The 18,952-nt window shown below is 36.7% G+C and carries 20 protein-coding genes and 1 tRNA gene; 13 read left to right on the forward strand and 8 right to left on the reverse strand.

Translation table 11 applies throughout. From position 1 onward, the window contains the following. Window positions 1-282, forward strand: a complete 282-nt coding sequence (locus tag CHB58_RS07235) for an ArsR/SmtB family transcription factor (RefSeq protein WP_089323442.1) — start codon at window positions 1-3, stop codon at window positions 280-282. Between the two features lie 33 nt (window positions 283-315). On the opposite strand, the gene CHB58_RS07240 is transcribed toward CHB58_RS07235, so the two are convergent. Continuing rightward, on the reverse strand, window positions 316-741 hold the full coding sequence (locus CHB58_RS07240) for a Fur family transcriptional regulator (RefSeq protein WP_245807363.1): 426 nt from the start codon (window positions 739-741) through the stop codon (window positions 316-318). 214 nt (window positions 742-955) lie between these two features. On the opposite strand from CHB58_RS07240, the gene CHB58_RS07245 reads away from it, so the two are divergent. After that, complete coding sequence (locus tag CHB58_RS07245) at window positions 956-1,201, forward strand: hypothetical protein (RefSeq protein WP_089323443.1); 246 nt, start codon at window positions 956-958, stop codon at window positions 1,199-1,201. A 12-nt stretch (window positions 1,202-1,213) separates the two neighbouring features. Here the strand turns inward: CHB58_RS07245 and gyrB are convergent, their stop codons facing one another. Together gyrB and CHB58_RS07255 are read right to left on the reverse strand one after the other, a co-directional pair. Then, window positions 1,214-3,622, reverse strand: a complete 2,409-nt coding sequence (gyrB, locus tag CHB58_RS07250) for a DNA topoisomerase (ATP-hydrolyzing) subunit B (RefSeq protein WP_089323444.1) — start codon at window positions 3,620-3,622, stop codon at window positions 1,214-1,216. A gap of 85 nt (window positions 3,623-3,707) precedes the next feature. Beyond that, window positions 3,708-3,784, reverse strand: a tRNA-Thr gene (locus CHB58_RS07255). 14 nt (window positions 3,785-3,798) lie between these two features. Between CHB58_RS07255 and truD the strand changes: the two genes are divergently transcribed. Both truD and CHB58_RS07265 read left to right on the forward strand, forming a co-directional pair. Then, on the forward strand, window positions 3,799-4,890 hold the full coding sequence (gene truD, locus CHB58_RS07260; protein WP_143341009.1) for a tRNA pseudouridine(13) synthase TruD: 1,092 nt from the start codon (window positions 3,799-3,801) through the stop codon (window positions 4,888-4,890). A gap of 1 nt (window position 4,891) precedes the next feature. Further along, complete coding sequence (locus tag CHB58_RS07265; RefSeq protein ID WP_089323446.1) at window positions 4,892-5,566, forward strand: type 1 glutamine amidotransferase; 675 nt, start codon at window positions 4,892-4,894, stop codon at window positions 5,564-5,566. Here CHB58_RS07265 and CHB58_RS07270 read toward each other — a convergent pair. Genes CHB58_RS07270 through CHB58_RS09195 form a run of 4 tightly spaced genes read right to left on the reverse strand, consistent with a single transcriptional unit; the run spans window position 5,527 to window position 9,163 of the window. Further along, window positions 5,527-5,868: a hypothetical protein gene (locus tag CHB58_RS07270; RefSeq protein ID WP_089323447.1), complete on the reverse strand. Its 342-nt coding sequence runs from the start codon at window positions 5,866-5,868 to the stop codon at window positions 5,527-5,529. The two genes, CHB58_RS07265 and CHB58_RS07270, sit on opposite strands and share 40 nt — an antisense overlap. Next, a complete protein-coding gene (locus tag CHB58_RS07275; protein ID WP_089323448.1) occupies window positions 5,849-6,430 on the reverse strand; it encodes a DUF507 family protein in 582 nt (193 codons plus the stop codon). The genes CHB58_RS07270 and CHB58_RS07275 overlap by 20 nt, the downstream gene beginning before the upstream one ends. Next, on the reverse strand, window positions 6,411-9,071 hold the full coding sequence (locus CHB58_RS07280) for a tetratricopeptide repeat protein (protein WP_089323449.1): 2,661 nt from the start codon (window positions 9,069-9,071) through the stop codon (window positions 6,411-6,413). The genes CHB58_RS07275 and CHB58_RS07280 overlap by 20 nt, the downstream gene beginning before the upstream one ends. Continuing rightward, window positions 9,032-9,163 carry a hypothetical protein gene (locus CHB58_RS09195; protein ID WP_274534099.1) on the reverse strand — a complete coding sequence of 44 codons (132 nt, stop codon included), beginning with the start codon at window positions 9,161-9,163 and terminating at the stop codon, window positions 9,032-9,034. The genes CHB58_RS07280 and CHB58_RS09195 overlap by 40 nt, the downstream gene beginning before the upstream one ends. Before the next feature lie 45 nt (window positions 9,164-9,208). On the opposite strand from CHB58_RS09195, the gene uvrB reads away from it, so the two are divergent. The 8 genes from uvrB (at window position 9,209) to atpE (ending at window position 17,022) form a co-directional block, all read left to right on the forward strand. Next, window positions 9,209-11,194 (forward strand): excinuclease ABC subunit UvrB, encoded by a 1,986-nt coding sequence (gene uvrB, locus CHB58_RS07285; RefSeq protein WP_089323450.1) that lies wholly within the window; start codon window positions 9,209-9,211, stop codon window positions 11,192-11,194. Window positions 11,195-11,413: 219 nt separating this feature from the next. After that, window positions 11,414-11,914 (forward strand): adenine phosphoribosyltransferase, encoded by a 501-nt coding sequence (locus CHB58_RS07290; protein ID WP_089323451.1) that lies wholly within the window; start codon window positions 11,414-11,416, stop codon window positions 11,912-11,914. A gap of 9 nt (window positions 11,915-11,923) precedes the next feature. Then, a complete protein-coding gene (locus CHB58_RS07295) occupies window positions 11,924-13,840 on the forward strand; it encodes a transglycosylase domain-containing protein (protein ID WP_089323452.1) in 1,917 nt (638 codons plus the stop codon). Window positions 13,841-13,918: 78 nt separating this feature from the next. Continuing rightward, window positions 13,919-15,403, forward strand: coding sequence for a diguanylate cyclase domain-containing protein (locus CHB58_RS07300; protein WP_089323453.1), 1,485 nt, complete (start codon window positions 13,919-13,921; stop codon window positions 15,401-15,403). Next, complete coding sequence (locus tag CHB58_RS07305) at window positions 15,403-15,642, forward strand: AtpZ/AtpI family protein (protein ID WP_089323454.1); 240 nt, start codon at window positions 15,403-15,405, stop codon at window positions 15,640-15,642. Before CHB58_RS07300 ends, CHB58_RS07305 begins: the two co-directional genes overlap by 1 nt. After that, window positions 15,623-16,036 carry a hypothetical protein gene (locus CHB58_RS07310; protein WP_089323455.1) on the forward strand — a complete coding sequence of 138 codons (414 nt, stop codon included), beginning with the start codon at window positions 15,623-15,625 and terminating at the stop codon, window positions 16,034-16,036. The genes CHB58_RS07305 and CHB58_RS07310 overlap by 20 nt, the downstream gene beginning before the upstream one ends. Beyond that, window positions 15,994-16,662, forward strand: a complete 669-nt coding sequence (atpB, locus tag CHB58_RS07315; RefSeq protein WP_089323456.1) for a F0F1 ATP synthase subunit A — start codon at window positions 15,994-15,996, stop codon at window positions 16,660-16,662. Before CHB58_RS07310 ends, atpB begins: the two co-directional genes overlap by 43 nt. A 33-nt stretch (window positions 16,663-16,695) precedes the next feature. After that, the gene (gene atpE, locus CHB58_RS09230; protein ID WP_219350095.1) at window positions 16,696-17,022 is read left to right on the forward strand and encodes an ATP synthase F0 subunit C; all 327 of its coding nucleotides are present in this window, start codon (window positions 16,696-16,698) and stop codon (window positions 17,020-17,022) included. Between the two features lie 44 nt (window positions 17,023-17,066). Here atpE and CHB58_RS07325 read toward each other — a convergent pair whose 3' ends face one another. Next, window positions 17,067-17,582 (reverse strand): BCAM0308 family protein, encoded by a 516-nt coding sequence (locus tag CHB58_RS07325; protein ID WP_089323457.1) that lies wholly within the window; start codon window positions 17,580-17,582, stop codon window positions 17,067-17,069. A gap of 118 nt (window positions 17,583-17,700) precedes the next feature. Between CHB58_RS07325 and CHB58_RS07330 the strand changes: the two genes are divergently transcribed. Next, window positions 17,701-18,951, forward strand: a complete 1,251-nt coding sequence (locus tag CHB58_RS07330) for an Nramp family divalent metal transporter (protein WP_089323458.1) — start codon at window positions 17,701-17,703, stop codon at window positions 18,949-18,951. The last annotated feature ends 1 nt before the right edge of the window (window position 18,952 follow it).

The following is an 18,952-nucleotide window of genomic DNA, read 5'->3' on the forward strand; positions in this document are numbered from 1 at the left end:
ATGGTTATTACTTCAGAAATGAAAATGAAAGCTGAAATCATCAAAGTGCTCGGTCATCCTGAAAGAATAGCAATTCTTATGCTTCTTTCAGACGGAGAAAAATGTGTAAAAGAGCTTAAAGAGGAGCTTGGAATCTCTCAACCAAAGGTTTCTCAACATGTGGGAATTATGAAAGAACTTGGAATTCTCAACTTTAGAAAAGAAGGAACTAAAGTGCTTTACTCAATTGGGGACGATAGAGTTAAAAAGCTCCTTGACATTTTTATCAACGAAGAGATTTAACTTAATGCGGGGAGATAAATATCTCCCCCTATTTTAATGCTGACATTTGTCGCAGATGCCGTAGCATACAAACTCACATTTCTCAACGCATAGGTTCATATCTTCCAGCTTTTTAGTGTCAATTTCTACTTTGCAATCAATATCTATAACCCTTCCACATTCTGTACAGATAAAATGGCTGTGAGGTTTAACATTTCCGTCAAATCTTGCTATACCATTAACAGTAGCAACTTTTTGAGCAAGTCCAATTTTCTCAAGATTGGTTAAAGTTCTGTAAACAGTAGCAAGTGAAATTCCGGCAAACTTATTTTTTAAAGCTTCATAAATCTCCTCTGCTGAAGGATGGTCATACCGGCTAACAAGCTCCCTGTAAATAGCCACCCTCTGTGGAGTAACTTTCAATCCTTTTGCTCTTGTTATCTCCTTAAATCTCTCTACAAGTTTATCTATCATTTCCATATCTACACTCCTTATATTAAATTTGAAAATTTTCAGCTAAAATTATACTTTCAGGCAACGAAAATCAACTTCCTCTAGAAATTAAACGGTTTTCTCCCATTTAATAAAAAAGCAAAAATTTAGCAGATAATTCTGCCTATAAATAACCACTGATTTTAATTTAACAAAATGATACAATATTTTCAAGAAAATCATTAAATTTAGGGGATGAAACATGAGTGTTGAAACGGTATCTCTTGCTGTAATAGCAACCTGTATGGTGATTATAACAGTTTCCATTGTGGTTCTGACAATTGTGGCTTATTCTATACTTAAAAAATTAGGAGAACTTATAGATAAAACGGAAACAGAAGTTACATCAACATTTAGAGAGCTTAAAGAGGTTGTTAATTCTTTTACAGACACATTAAGAGGATTTGCTACAGTAGCAAGATTTGTAACAGGAAGAAAGAAGAGGTAGCATTGCCACCTCTTATATATCAAGGTTCCTAACCTCTTTGGCAAACTTCTGTATAAACTCTCTACGAGGTTCAACCTTATCACCCATTAAAACGGTAAACACATCATCTGCGGCAACTGCATCCTCAACAGAAACTTTTAAAAGTGTTCTATTTTCAGGATTCATCGTTGTTTCCCAGAGCTGGTCAGGGTTCATTTCACCAAGACCTTTGTATCTCTGTATATAAATTCCCTCTTTCCCTGTTTTCAAAACAAATTCATAAAGCTCATCAAGAGTACTAAACTCCTTAATTTCTCCTTTCTTTTTAACTTTATAAGGAGGATTTCCTATCTCTTCTCTTATCTGCTTTTTAAGACCTCTACCTCTTTTAAACAGGTCAGAGATTAAAAACTTCTCATCCACAATCACAGTTTTTGTAAGATAGTTATCAAAAGGAACATCTATCTCTATGTAAAAACAGCAGGAATCTTTGTCCTCTTTTACCCGTATTTCACAATTTTTAAGTGACTCTGGAAGATTCTCTTTTATTAAAGATGCAAGTTCACTTGCACTTTCTTCATTATAAAGCATCCTATAATCCGCCTGTGCCCTTAAAAGAGCATTAACAACATCCCTGTTTCTCTTTCTTGAAAGCATAGAAACTATACTGTTAAGTTCCATAATCTTCTCAACAACAGATAAAGCTTTGCTCTTTTCCATCTCTTTTCCGGTTTTATCAATTAAATGAATCGTATCAAGGGCAAAATCAACCACAACCCTTTCAAGCTCAGCATCAGATTTTATATACATCTCCTTTTTACCCTTTTTTAGCCTGTAAAGCGGCGGTTGGGCAATGTAGAGATACCCTTTTTCAACAATCTCTGGAAACTGACGAAAGAAGAAAGTTAAAAGCAACGTTCTAATGTGTGCTCCATCAACATCCGCATCGGTCATTATTATTATCTTGTGATATCTTAACTTGGAAATATCAAAGTGAGAGCCAACACCTGTCCCAAGAGCTGTAATTATAGTTTTAATCTCATCATTTGATAGAACTTTCTCTATTCTTGCTTTCTCTACATTTATTATTTTACCCTTTAAAGGAAGAATTGCCTGAAATCTTCTATCTCTACCCTGCTTTGCACTCCCACCTGCAGAATCACCCTCTACAAGATAAAGTTCTGTCTTTTCAGGGTCTCTTTCTGAACAATCTGCAAGTTTACCGGGAAGAGAAAATTCTTCAAGAGCGCTCTTTCTCCTTGTCATTTCACGGGCACGTTTTGCAGCTTCCCTTGCCCTTGCTGCAGTAATGACCTTTTCTGCTATTTTTCGTCCAATATCAGGCCTTTCGTTAAGGAAAGCTGTAAGTTTTTCATAAACTATAGATGTAACAACCGGCTTAACCTCTGAATTTCCGAGTTTTGCTTTTGTCTGTCCCTCAAACTGCGGGTTCGGAACTTTTACTGAGATTACAGCAACAAGTCCCTCTCTTACATCATCTCCAGTTATAGAAAGCTTTGCATTCTTAGGAATAAGGTTGTTTTCTTCTATAAACTTTGTTATAGCCCTTGTAAGAGCAGATCTAAACCCTGAAACATGTGTTCCACCTTCCCGTGTATTTATGTTATTAACAAAACTGAAAATCTGCTCCGAATAGGTGGAGTTATACTGCAGGGCAACTTCAACAATAATATCGTTCTTTCTTCCATCCACATATATCGGTTCTGGAAAGAGAGGCCCTTTTTTCTCATTTATCTTCTTTACAAATTCAACAATTCCACCTTCATAATAGAAAACCTCTTTTTTAGGCGGTTCTTCTCTCTCATCAACCAGAGTGATTTTTAAACCTTTATTAAGAAAAGCAAGCTCCCGCAGCCTGTTAGCAAGAACATCCCAGCTAAATTCTGTAACCTCAAAAATTTCAGGATCAGGCTTGAAAGTTATTATAGTTCCTCTTTTATGAGTTTCCCCTATGCAGGCAAAAGCAGTTACAGGTTTACCTTTCTCATAAGTTTGCTTATAAACCTTTCCATCTCTATGGATTTCAACTATAAGCCATTCTGAAAGGGCATTAACAACAGAAACGCCAACACCGTGAAGCCCACCAGAATATTGATACGCATCCTTTTCAAACTTTCCACCTGCATGAAGAACTGTTAAAACAATTTCAGCAGCAGGTTTACCATATTCTGGATGTATATCAACAGGAATACCTCTTCCATTATCAGCTACAGTTATAGAATTATCTTCATGTATCACAACTTCTATTTCTGAACAATATCCTGCAAGAGCCTCATCAACACTATTGTCAACAACCTCAAACACGAGATGGTGAAGACCGTAAGCACCTGTATCTCCAATATACATACCGGGCCTTTTTCTAACCGCCTCAAGACCTTCCAGGACTTTTATCGCAGAAGCATCATATTTCTTATCAGACATCCAACTCCTCCAGAAAAAACTAAAAAGATAAACTTCAGGAATGGAAATAAATTTAAAACGGACTTAATTATACCATTATTTAAGATGGTGCCGGCGAAGGGACTTGAACCCTTGACCTGGGCATTACGAGTGCCCCGCTCTTGCCACCTGAGCTACGCCGGCAGAAGGAGAGACAGTTGGCAAAGATAAAATTTAGTCCTGAAGATTTTAAAGTAAAAGAAATTTTAAACGATAATTTCTTCAAAAACCGCGGAGACTATAGAATTTACAGGCTCTGGAAAAGGGGGCTTGAAACCCAGGAAGTGATGGAAAGGATAGCAAAAATCTCCAAAATTCCCGTAAAGTTTATAGGATATGGTGGGCTGAAGGACAAAAATGCAGAAACTGTTCAGTTTATCTCTATTCCCGCAAAATATAGTTTGAAAGAGCTAAATAAGGGAAACCTTAAATTATCTTTCTGCGGATTTTCAACATCACCTATAACATCCTCCTCTATAAAAAGAAACCGATTTGAAATTGTTGTAAGAGAAACGCTAAAAGACAAAGAAAAGATAGAAATTATTAGAAGAGCAGGAGTTCCTAACTATTATGGCGAACAGCGGTTTATATCTTTAAGAAAAGGACAACTTTTCATTCATCACCTGATTAGTAGAAATTACAAACAGGCAATAGAATATCTTTTCACACCAGCAGGCTGGGAAAACTCAAAAAGCAGAAAAGGAAAAAAAGCGTTTTTAGAAGGTAATTTTAAAGAAGCCGTTCTTCTCCTTTCTGGATGGAGAAAAAAGATAGCACAGTATCTTCTAAAAATTCCAGCAGCATCTCCAGAAACCCTTTTTAAACTCATACCCCGCAAAGAGATAGAGTTTCAAATAAATATTTTTCAGAGCCTTCTTTTTAATAAAGCTGTTGCAAGTATGATAAAAAAAAGCGGTAAAGAACTTTTCGCATTTAAATATAAAGCTGGAATTATGTTTTTCCCGGTAGAAAAACCGGGTATCCCCGAAAAAATTGAGATGTTCTACCCGGAGATTAAAAATCCTATATATGCTCCAATTCTCAGGAAAGAGGGAATAAAAGTTGATTCTATGAAAAGGTTTTCCGGCTATTTTCACCGCTTTTCAAGAAAAACGTTTGTCAGAGTGGAAAATTTTGAAATTACAGAGATGAAAGAGAAAACCGTTCTAAAATTTGAACTTCCATCAGGAAGCTATGCAACAAATGTTGTAAGATTTCTATTTAACAGTATCAAATTTAAGGGGGTGTAAAATGAAAGCACTGTTTGTGAAAAACATAGAGATTGAAGGACCGGGAACACTTGCCCCTCTCTTTGAGAGAAAAGGACTGAAAGTTGAAACTATAAGCGCTTTTAAGAACGAAACCGTTGATAGCATTGACGATTACGAAGTTATAACGATACTAGGTGGACCTATGGGAGTCTATGAAGCGGAAAAATATCCCTTTCTAAAGTATGAATTTAAACTTGTTGAAGAAGCAATTAAAAAGGGAAAAAGAGTTGTTGGAATATGTCTTGGTTCTCAGATAATAGCTCATGTATTGGGTGCAAGAGTTTACAAAGGAGAGATGGGAAAAGAGATAGGCTGGTATGAACTTTATCCTCAAAATGAGTTTGAGTATATATTTCAAAACAAAATTGAAGTTTTTCAGTGGCACGGTGATACCTTTGATATACCAGAAGGTGCTGTAAAGCTTGCTTCAACTCCCCTTTATCCAAATCAGGCGTTCAGATATGAAAAAGCTGTAGGAATCCAGTTTCACATAGAGGTAACAAAAGAGGATATTTTAAAATGGATAGAAGCTTACAAAGATGAGGTAGAAAAAGAGAACTTAACACCTGAACAGATTCTGGGAAACAACGATAAAAGGTGGGACATGCTTAAAGTTTACTCTTCCGTTTTTGTTGAGTTTCTATTTAAAATATGAAATTTTTGCTCTTTTTTCCTGACAAAAAGGAAGGTCTCTTCACCTTCCTTTCCTTTTATAAACATCTCTCTTGCAAGTTTTTCATAGTAAAAATCTTTATTTTTCTCTATGGTTTTGATTCTCTCTGAAAGTATATCTATTTTTGACTGCCAGAATTCCTTCTCTTTCAGCAACTTTTTATAGTTTGCCTCAAGCTGACGCAAAGTGGTTAAAGAATTTTCTCCCACAAAGTAACTGTAAAAATAGAAGGGAACAAAAACAGCCCATCCAACAACAAGAATTTTAGCTATCTTCTGTATCAATTAACCCTCTCGCTATCAGTTCTTCTTCATAAAACTTCCTGTAAAGAGCATTCCATTCAGGAGTCCCTTCTGGAACAGGCTTTGACATAGACTCAATCTTTTCTCTTGCCGCTCTGTCAACCTCTTTTCTAACTTTAGATATTGTGTTAAAAGCTCTAACTATGTGCTGTCTTATTATTCCTCTTTCCTGAGTGTAGTCTATCTCATCGTCTGTAAGAATAAACCTTAAAATTTTCCCGGCTATATAGTTCGCCTTCTCCCGGGTAAAAATGCTCCCTGGAGCGGGTAAACCCCTCTCTTTAGCAAGTTTTTCCATTATAAGCTTCCTTGCTTTAAAAAACGGAATCCCTCTATACATTATCTCATCAGAATTTTCCTGAAGGATTTTCTCCGCTTCCTCTTCAAGTTCTTTATCTATTCTGTACTCATTAAGTATTATCTCTTTCACCTTCTCTTTAAAGTATTCTTCATCATCAACTATCACATACTCATTATTAAGAAGATTTTTTGCTATTTCGTTAACCAAAAGCTCTATAAATTTACTACCTTTCTGTTTCTGCATCTGATAAGCCTCCTCTCATCTTTTTCTCTATTTCCTTTATCCTTTCAAGAGCTTTCAGCCCTTCAGGAGATTTCCCTTTAATTTTAAACACTTTTCTGTATAACTTCAAAGCTTGCTCATACTTACCCTGAGACTCAAGAATTGATGCAGCTTTATAAATAGCTGTTGAATTCCATGGTTCAGAACCAATCTCATAGTGAATTTTCAGATAGTTCATAACAGCACTATCAACGTCCCCTTTCTCCTCCTGAACTGTAGCAAGCCAGAAAAGAGACTCTGCTTTCTGCTCCTTCTTTTTAGCCTTCCTGTAGGCTTCTTTTAAAAGCTTCTCAGCGTCATCCCTTTTCCCCTTTTTATCAAGGAAAAGGGCAAGATTAACAAGGTCATCATAATCTATTTCAGAAAGATGCCCCTTATTCACTATGTAATTAAGAAGCCTCATCGCATCTGTTTCTTTCCCGGCAAGCTTGTAAAGGGAAGCAAGCTGAGCGGCAAACTTTATCCGCTTGTCCTCTGGAAGATTCTCTATATCACTTACAGCCCTTCCAGCATTTAAAGCATCAAGAAGTCTTCCCTGCTTGTAGTAAATCTCCATCAGAAGGAAGTTTTTCACATCTTTTCTTTTTTCAGTATCCTCAGGAATCATGGATGCATCTTCAACTGCTCTTCTGTAGTTTTTCAACTTCAGGTCAATATCAACCATTCTCATAGCCGCAAAAGTTCTGATTTCAGGGTCGGAAGAACGTTCAACTGCCATTCTGTAAAGGCCATAAGCTTTTAAAAATCCTTTAGCATCATAGTAATCGTTTGCTTTCTCAATAAGAGCATGGATATCTGAAAGGGTGTTTTCAGGGTTGTAAGCTATAAACTCCGGATTGTTTAAAAGAAGAGTATCAAACTTACCAGAAACATAGGCATCATACTCTTCCATCTGCTGAGCAAATTTTGCTATTTCAGGAGTAGATGCTACAGCCTTTAAAAGGGAAAGATAGTAAAACCTCTTTTCAGGCGATTTTTCAATGGTCGCAAGGGTGTAAAGAAGAACCATCTTTTCAACTTCGCTAACTCTTGAAAGCAGACTTTTCATAAGTTTTTTATTGCCTGCAATCACTCCATACATCGTTGCTACCGTGGGTTCTTTAGGTGGAGAAACTTTCTTTATCAGTTTTGTTTTCCCGAGTTTTGAGGAAAGGTAAAATAGCCTTCCGTAATCAACATAAGCAAATAGTCTGTTATTATTTAGCTTTAATCTTAAATATTCAAAAGCCACATCCAATTTTCCGTTTAAAGCTTTATCAAGAATGAAAAAGTGGAACGCCTCATCGTCTTTGAAAATTATTGGCTTTAAAACCTTTTCACTTTTCCCATACTCTCTGGCAAAATAGTAAGCTTTTCCTAAAAGCTTGCGAAGTAAAGGAGTGTCCATCTTAAACTGCTCTTTCCCATACTCAAGAACTTTAACAGCAGGAGAAAAATCCCCTTTTAAAATTAAGGCCCTTGCATAAGGAATGATTGAAGCTTTATAGTAGGGAGTTCGCTGATAACTGTTTGAAATCCGGGAATACACCATTACCCCGATATCTTTATTTATTCCGGCTGTTTCACCTATAATGTAAAGAGTTCTTGGAGTTAAGTATCTATCTCTCTTTACAGCAACGGCCTGTTTTAAATAATCAAAAGCTTTATCAAACTTTCCTGACTCATAAAAGAAGAAACCAGCATCGTGATAATTAACTCCATTAACAGACTCATCGGCAAAAGTGGAAAATGTGTAGAGGAGCGCCTTATAGTAATACTCAGGATAGTATTTTTTGACAGCATCAGGGTCTATTTTCCCTTTGAAGAAATCAATAGCAACCTTTAAACTTTCAGGAACAGCAGGTTTTTTAACACTCATTCCAAGTTCTTCAAAAGCCTTCTTTTTAAGACCAAGCTTGAAATAAGCCCAGGCTCTAAGGAATTTTGCCTCTTTTGAATTAAGTTTCCTTGCAAGTTTTAAAGCTTTACCATACTCTCCCTGAAGGTAATACACTTTTGCAAGTTCAAAAAGAATCTCCGGAGATTTATCTTTCGCATAAAGTTTTTGAAGCCTTAAAACTGCATCTGCATATTTACCCTTTGAAATCAGATACCTGACATACGGAAGGGCAAATTTTTCCTTATTAAGCCAGTCTCCGTAATTTGCAAAAAGATAATCTGTTATATCCTGCCTTTTGTATTTAACAGCTTCTTCAGCAAATTTTTCAAGAAAACCGCTCTCCGCAAGGGCTCCTTTTATATCAACATTTTTCTCACCAAGGGTTAAAAGATAAAACTTATCATCAACAGAAAGTGGAAAATCTGAAATTACCCTTAAAAATTCAACTTTACCATTTACCGACAACGCCAGAAAACTGTTTTTATCAAAGCTTTCTTTAAATGGCTTTCCAGACTTTATATCAACAAAAAGTTTTGCCGCAAGAAGAACCCCGCGATGATATGAAGGATATTTAGCCTCCCATATCTTGATAAGCTTCTTTAAACTACCAACATCTCCCGTTTTTACGAAAGTTTCAGCCATCGGAACAAGATAATTTTTAAGGTCAAAAGAAGGGCTCTCATTTAAAATCTGAGAAAAGGTTTGACCGGCAAGGTCATACATTCCATCTCTATAAAGTTAAGCCCAAAATTTATATCTGCTGAAAATGATGTTGTTGAAAGAGATAAAAGGACAATTAATAGAATTTTTCTCATTTTTTACTCCCTGTTTAAGCTCGCAGGTATAAATTATACTCTACTATGAGTATATTTAAAGTTAAATCTCCATTTACACCTAAAGGCGACCAGCCTAAAGCGATAAAAGAGCTGTCAGAAGGAATAAAAGAAGGACTTAAATACCAGACCCTTCTTGGAATTACAGGAAGCGGAAAAACCTACACAATTGCCAAAGTTATTGAAGAAGTTCAAAAACCCACACTTGTAATATCCCACAACAAGACCCTTGCAGCTCAGCTCTACCATGAGCTTAAAAATTTCTTCCCGGACAATGCTGTTGAGTATTTTATAAGCTACTACGACTACTACCAGCCGGAAGCCTACATCCCAAACAGGGATGTTTACATAGAAAAAGACTGCTCAATAAATCCTGTAATAGACAGAATGAGACACTCTGCCACAGTATCACTACTTACAAGAAGAGATGTTATCGTTGTCTCTTCAGTCTCCTGTATCTACGGCCTTGGTTCCCCAAACTTCTACTCAAACCTTGCACTACGATTTACGGTAGGAGAGGAGATAGACAGGGATAAAGCTATAAGAAAACTGGTAAATCTCGGATATGAAAGAAGTGAATTTGAAATGCGCCCGGGAATTTTCAGAGTAAAAGGGGATGTGATAGACATTTTTCCGGCTGATGTTGAAGACCGCTATATCAGAATAGAGTTTTTCGGAGATGAAGTGGATTCCATAACAGAACAGGACTATTTTGACAGGAAAGTGTTGAGAAGATTTAATGAATATACAGTTTATCCAGCATCCCACTATGTTACCCCTTATGAACAGATAGTAAAAGCAGTAAACTCAATAGAAAGGGAACTTGAGGAGAGAATAGAGTTTTTTCTCTCTCAGGATAAGATTGTAGAAGCAAAAAGGATAGAGCAGAGAACAAGATATGACATGGAACTTCTTCTTGAGATAGGCCACTGCAAGGGAATAGAAAACTACTCAAGGCACCTTGACGGGAGAGCGCCAGGTGAACCGCCCTTTACCCTTCTTGATTATTTTCCTGATGATTTTCTCGTTGTTATAGATGAATCACACGTAACCATCCCCCAGATAAAGGCGATGTGGCGGGGAGACAGAGCAAGAAAACACAACCTGATAGAACACGGTTTTCGCCTGCCTTCTGCTTACGACAACAGACCCTTAAACTTTGAAGAGTTTCTTGAAAGAGTTAATCAGGCTATTTTTGTCTCTGCAACTCCGGGACCGTTTGAGCTTGATGTTTCTGAAAAAGTTGTGGAACAGATAATAAGACCAACAGGACTGCTTGACCCTGAAATTGAAGTTAGAAAAACTGAAGGACAGATGGAAGACCTTCTCTCAGAAATAAGGAAAAGGATAGAAAGAAATGAAAGAACACTTATCACAACTCTTACCAAGAAAACTGCAGAAGAGCTAACAGGATACTTGATAGACAAGGGAATAAAAACAAAGTACTTACACTCTGAAATAGATTCTGTTGAAAGAGTTGAGATAATAAGAGGGTTAAGAACCGGTGAATTTGATGTTCTTGTGGGAGTAAACCTTTTAAGAGAAGGGCTTGACCTGCCGGAAGTTTCCCTTGTTGCAATTCTTGACGCAGATAAGGAAGGATTTTTAAGGTCAACAACAGCACTTATCCAGACGATGGGTAGAGCGGCAAGAAACGTTAACGGAAAGGTTATTCTCTATGCTGACAGAATAACCGACTCCATGAAAAAAGCCATTGAGGAAACAAACAGGAGAAGAAAACTTCAAAAAGAGTATAACGAAAAGCACGGTATAACACCTGAAACAGTAAAAAGAGAGATAGACTCAAGCATTCTTGAAGATGCCGGCCTTTCTCAGTTTTACACACTGAAAATTAAGAAAGAAGAAATGCCAAAAACAGAAGAAGAACTTTTTGAAGAGATTGCAAAGCTTGAAAAAGAGATGAAAGAAGCTGCGAAAAACTGGGAGTTTGAAAAAGCCGCAAAATTAAGAGACAGAATAAAAGAACTGAGAAAACTTATAGTTCCGGCATAAGGCATAAAACTGTTTTAATTTTTTAGTTTTTAAAATTCTTCGCATATATATTGCGCATATAATCCACATCATTTAAATTACTCTTTGCTGCTCCAATTAATGCTAAAATTTTTCCTATCACACCGTAGCATAAAATCGGGAGGTAAAAACAGATGGAAAAGACCCATGTTGAAACAGACTTAAACGTTCAAAAAGAGATTCAGGAACTTCGCTCTCTTAATAAGAGATATTCCTGATTTTCCAAAACCTGGAATAGTTTTCAAAGATATTACTCCTCTCCTTCATAAACCGTGGGCAGTTCAGAAAGTTGTTGATTTCATAGGGAACAGATACATAGGAGCAGGTGTTGATATTGTAGCAGGAATTGAATCAAGAGGGTTCTTGCTCGCTTCAGCCCTTGCATATAAGATAGGAGCAGGACTTGCAATCATAAGAAAACCGGGAAAACTTCCCTATAAAACTGTAAGTGCCACATACACACTGGAATATGGCGAAGACAAAATAGAAGTTCACGAGGATGCCATCCAGAAAGGAATGAAAGTTGTTCTTATAGATGATGTCCTTGCAACAGGCGGGACTATGAGCGCAGCTATTGATTTAGTAGAAAAACTTGGCGGTAATATTGTAAGCGTCGATTTTCTCCTTGAACTAACATTTCTTGGAGGAAGAAAAAGAATTGAGGATAGAGGCTATCCAGTATTTTCATTAATTAAATTTTAATGGAGAGAAATGAAACGCATTACCCATTTTATATTCATACTCTTACTTCTAATATCATATAAAGCATTAGCTTCTCCTTCCTACAAGGAGAAGCTATTACCTGATTTTGCAACAACCGTTGTTGACAGAAACGGAAAAATTATAGGTTATTTCTTCTCTAAACATTTTAGACTTTACGCACCTATAGATGAAATACCTCAAAACCTGAAATTTGCAGTAATATCAGCAGAAGATGCCCGATTCTATGAACACAGAGGGATAGACCCCGTTGGACTTTTAAGAGCAGCAGTTAAGGATTTAACAGCAGGGAAAATAGTTCAGGGGGGGAGTACCATAACTCAGCAACTTGCAAAGCTTATATTTTTATCCCCTCAAAGAACTTTATCCAGAAAATTGAAAGAGATAGGTATAGCTAAAGAGCTTGAAAATAATCTTACAAAAGATGAAATACTGGAACTTTATTTAAACTACGTATATCTGGGAAGTGGAGCTTACGGAGTAAAAGCTGCTGCAAAAGTGTTTTTCGGAAAAGACCTGAAAAACCTTACACTTACAGAATGCGCACTTCTTGCCGCTCTTATAAAAGGTCCTGGATACTACAACCCTTTTAAGTATCCCGAAAGAGCTTTAAGAAGAAGAAACTGGGTTCTGAAACAGATGTATGAAAACGGATACATAACAAAAAACATCTATCTTAATGCAGTAAGACAGCCCCTTGACATCTTACCTGCACCAGAAAAACCAAGAACAGCAGGATATGACCTTGATTTTATCAAGTTTATGGCAAAAAGAGTTATTTCACAGAAAGAGATATATACCGGAGGACTTACAATCAAAACAACCCTTGACAGTAATCTTCAGGACTTTGCCCAGAAAACACTTTCAGAATATGCACAGAAATACTCTGAAAGTCATGAAATTCCAGACCTTCAGTGTGCTGGGATGGCAATGACCAGATTTGGAGAAGTGCTGTTTGTCGTTGGAGGAACAGATTACAAAAAAACAAAACTAAACCGTGCATTTCAGATTTTAAGGCCTATAGGTTCTACGGCAAAGCCGATAACCTATCTTTCTGCATTCCAGAAAGGAATTTCCCCTTATGATTACATAGAGAACACACCAATAGAGCTTCCGATGGAAACAAAGGAAAAAAATGAAAAAGAACAAAAGTTCTGGCGACCTCAAAACTATTCAAGTAGATACAAAAAATACATTGAAGTTAAAGATGGATTGAGAAAATCCATAAATGTTGCCACTATTCATCTTGCAATGATGATTCCCAAAACTGTAAAAGCAAACCTTAAGAAATTCCGATTTACAAACGGGGATTTCAATCTATCTTACGTGCTGGGAAGTTTTCCTTCAAATCTTTACAGGATAATCAGAGCTTTCTCGGCAATAGAGAACGGAGGAATTTTATACAAACCTTTTGTAATCAAAGAAATCAATAATAAGCATGGAAATTTAATATACAAAGGAACTCCTTCTTTCACAAAAGTTGCCGATGCTAAAGATATAGCCATCCTGAGAACAATTCTTCAGGATGTTGTTAAAAACGGAACAGCAAGAAGAATAGCATACCTTACAAATATGTTTGATGTGGCAGGAAAAACAGGAACCACCGACAACTGGAGAGATGCTTACTTTACAGGATTTACAACATCCTTTGTAATGAGTGTATGGTACGGTAGGGACAGCTATAAAACCCTATGGAAGAGAGCTGACGGAGGGAGATTATCCGCTCCACCATGGGGAAAAATAGCACAAAAAATCTGTTCCGTTTACGGATGCGGAAAATTTACACCATCTTATGAAGAGATAGTTAAGAACGATTATCCTCTTCCGTCACTTCCTATAAAATCGGAAATTGACACATTTCTCTCAACAACTTCAATAGATTCAAACAGTATAATTCCCGCCCTTTAAACTCTAATAAAATCCTCCTAAGATTTGAATTCCACAATAAAACTGCTAAAATTCCACCGAACAAATTCGGGGAATAGATTGAAAAGAAAAGGAGTAAATTCGCTAACAAAAAAATCTTTACTGCTTCTCTTAGTTATGACTCTATTTTCTCTTGGACTTTCCTTATCGTTGGAAATATGGTTCTCTAAAAAACTGTTTTGCCAAATTAAAATTAAAGAGAAAAGAAGGATAGAACAGGCTTTTCCCACCCTAATCCAACTACATGAAAACCGTATAGGAAATATGCTAAACAGTTTCGGAATGTGGGATGAAATGTATGAAAACGTAAAAAAGAAAAATACCAAGTGGTTAAGAGAAATGTTTGAAGATGACGAAATGGTAACAACACAATTTGAAATATACGGAGTGTATAACGAAAAGGGAGAAGCCGTATATGTAAACCAACCTTTCTTTAACAAAAATGAAGTAAAACAAATAATAACCTACTTACGAAAGAATTTTAGAAAAGGGGACATGGCAAAACCGCTAACATTCTTCTTGTGGAAGGAAAAAGAAAACCTTTATCACGTTGGAATACTACCACTATCTGACAGTTACGGTTACATAAAAAGCTTTGGTTTTATATATTTTGGAACCTTATTCTCAAAAAAGGAAATTAAAGAAGCGGAAAAGCTTCTTTCAGTTAAAATGAAAGTTTTTAGCACAAGGCACCAGTTAAAAAAAGATAAAACCGAAATTACTACCATGCCCCTTAAAAATCTTTTTGGAGAAACTGTAGCTTTATTAAAGGTATATGAAGGAAATATTTTAACCTCTTTCTTCCATAACATAAAACATACTTTAATAATTATAGCAATTATACTGATAACATCATACACTATCATTTTCCTGATAATTTCACGGAAATTCTCAAACACAGTAAGAGAAATTCTTAAAGAGATAGCAATCTCCCTTGAAGAACTATCAAAAGGAAACTTTAATGCACTTAAAAACCTTGAGAAAATTTCCTCAAGAAAAGATGAACTCGGAATACTCACAGAAAACATTAAAAACGTCGGAGAGCAGCTATCTAAAAACCTTCTAACAGACCCTTTAACTGGAAGTTACAATAGACTATATTTCATAAAAAAACTTGAAGAAGATATAGAAAGGGCAAAAAGAGAGAAAACTCCCCTTGCATTTGCAATTATAGACCTTGATGATTTTAAAAATATAAATGATACATACGGACATAAAACGGGAGACCTTGTATTAAAAGAGTTTGTAAAAACTGCAAAAAACTGTATAAGAAAAATAGATACTTTAGCAAGAGTTGGTGGAGAAGAGTTTGCCCTGATATTTCCATCCGCAAATATAGATGCAGCAAGAAAAATAGTTGACAGGATAAGAAAAAACTTAAAACCGATAAAAACTGAAGACAATAGACATATTTCTTTAACCTTCAGTTGTGGTATCACGTCCTTCAAAAAAAATGATAATGTTGATACAATCTACCATCGTGCAGACATAGCCCTTTACAGAGCAAAAGAAAAAGGAAAAAACAGAACAGAAGTTGAGGAGTAATGAAGGAGAAAAAACGGTTTAAGATTACACAGGAAGATATTAAAACAGCTTCACTATCAAGCGTTGCCTTGAGTTTTGTCTTTGCAGTTGCAATAGGTTTTTTTATAGGTTACTATCTTGATAAGTGGCTTGGAACAAAACCGTGGATGACTCTTTTCTGGTTATTCATCGGGATAGCTGCTGGTTTTAAAAACATCTATATGGCCGTTCAGGATGGATATGACAGAAAAAAATTTTGAATTAAAAGTTTTAAAGATTCTGGCTATGGTTTCTTTTTTCGGAGTGGTTCCATTTGGTATATATTCAAAGCTGTCCGTTGCAAAAATATTATGGTTCATCTACGGAACATCGGTAATTTACCTGGATTACATATTTCTGGCAAGATTTTCATCACAATGGCGAAAAAAAATAATTCAAGGCAATAAAGGAACAGGGGGATCCTTTATATTAAAATACTTCGTTATAATACCTTTACTCTATGCAGGAATCAGGGTTGCACCACAGCACATCTTTGCTATAATTAGCGGTGCTGTATGGGCAACTTTCGCCTTTATTATAACTACAATCATAATCTTAAAGGAGAGGAGCGGATGGAACACGGAGGAGCATCAGGATTCATCACATGGCCAGTAGTTTACTGGACATGGATAACCATGGCTTTTGTTATCTTCATCTCATACCTGGTTTCAAGAAATCTCAAAAAAATACCAGGTAAACTCCAGTATCTTTTTGAAGCTTTTGTTGGTTTTATAGCCGGCGTTCTGGCCGATGCTTTAGGAGAGGAAAAAGGCTTATCCTTCCTATCGCTTGTAGGAGGACTTGCGTTCTTTATCCTTTCTTTAAACCTTGTAGGACTTGTTCCGGGAGCAATACAGCCTACATCAAACCTTAATACAACAGTAGGACTTGCACTTATATCCTTCTTCGCCTACAACATTGTTGCTGTTAAAGAGCAGGGACTTTTAAACTACCTAAAACATTTCCTGGGACCTGTTAAGGCCCTTGCACCTTTAATGCTGCCTATTGAAATTGTTTCTCACCTATCAAGAATTTTATCACTATCTCTTCGTCTCTTTGGAAACATGTTCGGTGACGAGATGATTGTCTGGGTTCTACTAAAAATGGTTCCTTTACTTGTTCCTGTATTCGGGCTTGCAATTGTATTTGGTAACAGCTTCTTACAGACTTATATTTTCTGTATGTTGACAGTTGTTTATCTATCACTTGCAGTACACCACGAAGAAGAGGAAGAACACTAAAACAACACTACTTGAAGTTTACGGAGGTATAGGATGAAAATTAAAAAGGAAACTCTTCTCTACACTCTTTTCCTTCTAATAGCAGGCGTTTTACCTGCTATGGCTGCAGAAGGTGCTGCAGCAGGAGCTGCTTCTGTTAAATCTGCTGCTGCTATGGCCGCCGGGCTTGCAATTGCCATTGGTGCTGCTGGCGCTGGTATCGGTCAGGGTATCGGTCTTAAAGGAACACAGGAGGCCATTGCAAGAAATCCAGGAGCTGCTGGAAGACTTACAACAAACATGTTTATCGGTCTTGCTCTTATTGAAGCTCTTGCTATTTACGCTCTCGTTGTTGCTCTTATCCTTCTATTTGTATTTTAATCTTAAAAGGCTATTATTAAAGGGGGAGTTAACTCCCCCTTTTTTTATATATTCCTTTCCCACAAAACCCTTACAAATTTCTGCTCTTCATTGTACTTAAATTTAAAATCTCCCTTATACGCACTGTTAACTGCTTCACCAATATATCTTGCAAGATGCTCTGTTGTTGTTGCTATCTCAATTACAGGAATACCATCTTCCTGCTTCTCCTCTACCCATAAAATTCTCTGAAGTGGCCTTAAACCTGAAACATCATCAACAACATTCTTAATTCTATTTAAAATCTCCTCTTTATGTTTCTCAAGAAATTTTCCTTTCAATACTACTATTCCGCCAGGATACTTATCCCTTTTTCTTCTGCACGCCGGACACAAAGTTTTGTTTACATCTGAGGGGAAAGAACCTTCCACATCCTCCTTCCACTGCCATCTACCATCTTTGAAGACAATACCGCACTCCGGGCACACAGTTGGTTCTGGATATTTCCTCCCTTCATAGTAAGGATTGTCACTTTCCCATGTGTACTCTTTTCTGCCTGCTGGAACATATCCCTGTCCCATGAAATACCTCCCATTTTTATTATTACTGTATTTCTAAATATAATTCTCACATTTGTTATTGCATATTAAAAAAAGAGATTGTATCTTTCATTAGTTTCAACCTCGGAGGCAAAATGCCGTGAAATTAAAATACAGAGAAAAGCGCAAACTTGCAGCAGCAAGAAGAAATTTTAATAGATTTATACCCGGACTTATCACAGGAGGTTCTGGAAACGACCCTGCTGGAATAGTTACTTACACTGCTGTAGGAGCAACCACAGGATATTCCCTGCTCTGGCTTTTACTGCTCTCAACCCCGATGATGATAGAAGTCCAGAATATGGCTGCTAAACTTGCTGTAGTAACAGAAAAAAGTCTTCCTGAAATAATCAAATCTATCTACTCAAAAAAGGTAACAATTTTTATAGTAACACTTCTTGTCATCGTAAACATAATCACAATAGGTGCAGATCTTCAGGGACTTTCAGAAATCCTTGCAATAATAACGAACTCTAAAGCTGTCTATTTTGACGCACCTTTAACCGCTCTTATAGCTTACCTTGTAATATTTAGAAGCTACAGAACAGTAAAAAAAGTTCTTGTTTTCTTTTCATCCATCCTCTCTGTCTACATAATTTCAGCAATTGTTGCAAAACCTGATATCGGTAAAATGGTGATCAATACATTTATTCCTCACATAAAAGCAAATCTAAGTTTTATAATAGCCGCTCTCGGTCTTCTCGGAACAACAATTTCCCCCTATCTTCTTTTCTGGCAATCATCTCAGGAGAGAGAAGAGCAAAAAACTGTAGTTCAGGTTGAAGAGGTCAAACTTGGCACCGTGGTCGGAATGGTATATTCAAATTTAGTGGCATATGCAATTATAGTAGCCGCAGCAGCGGAATTCTTCGGCAAAAATGTAAAGCTTGATACTGTAAAAGATGCAGCCCTTGCTTTAAAACCTTTTGCAGGAGAATACGCATTTGCACTTTTCAGCATAGGTATAATATTCTCCGGGCTCCTTGCCATCCCGGTGCTTGCAGGCTCAGCCGCATACGCTGTTGCAAACACATTCGGCTGGAGGGAAGGACTGAAAAACAGAGTGAGTGATGCAAAAGGATTTTATGCAGTATTTTTCGGTGCACTTGTAATAGGAAGTTTTATGCAGTTTTTCTCAATATCTACTGTTGACGCCCTATACTACAGCCAGGTGCTTGACGGCATTTTAATTCCTATAATTGTTGGAATACTTTTACTCTTGTGCAACAAAAAAGAGTTACTTGGTAAATATACCAACGGAATCTGGAGCAACGTATTTGGATTCATAACATTTTTCATAACAGCTATTTTATCGGTTATAATGGTTTATCAGATGGTTTCAGGAAAATAAA

Source organism: Desulfurobacterium atlanticum (assembly GCF_900188395.1).
GTDB lineage: Bacteria > Aquificota > Aquificia > Desulfurobacteriales > Desulfurobacteriaceae > Desulfurobacterium_A > Desulfurobacterium_A atlanticum.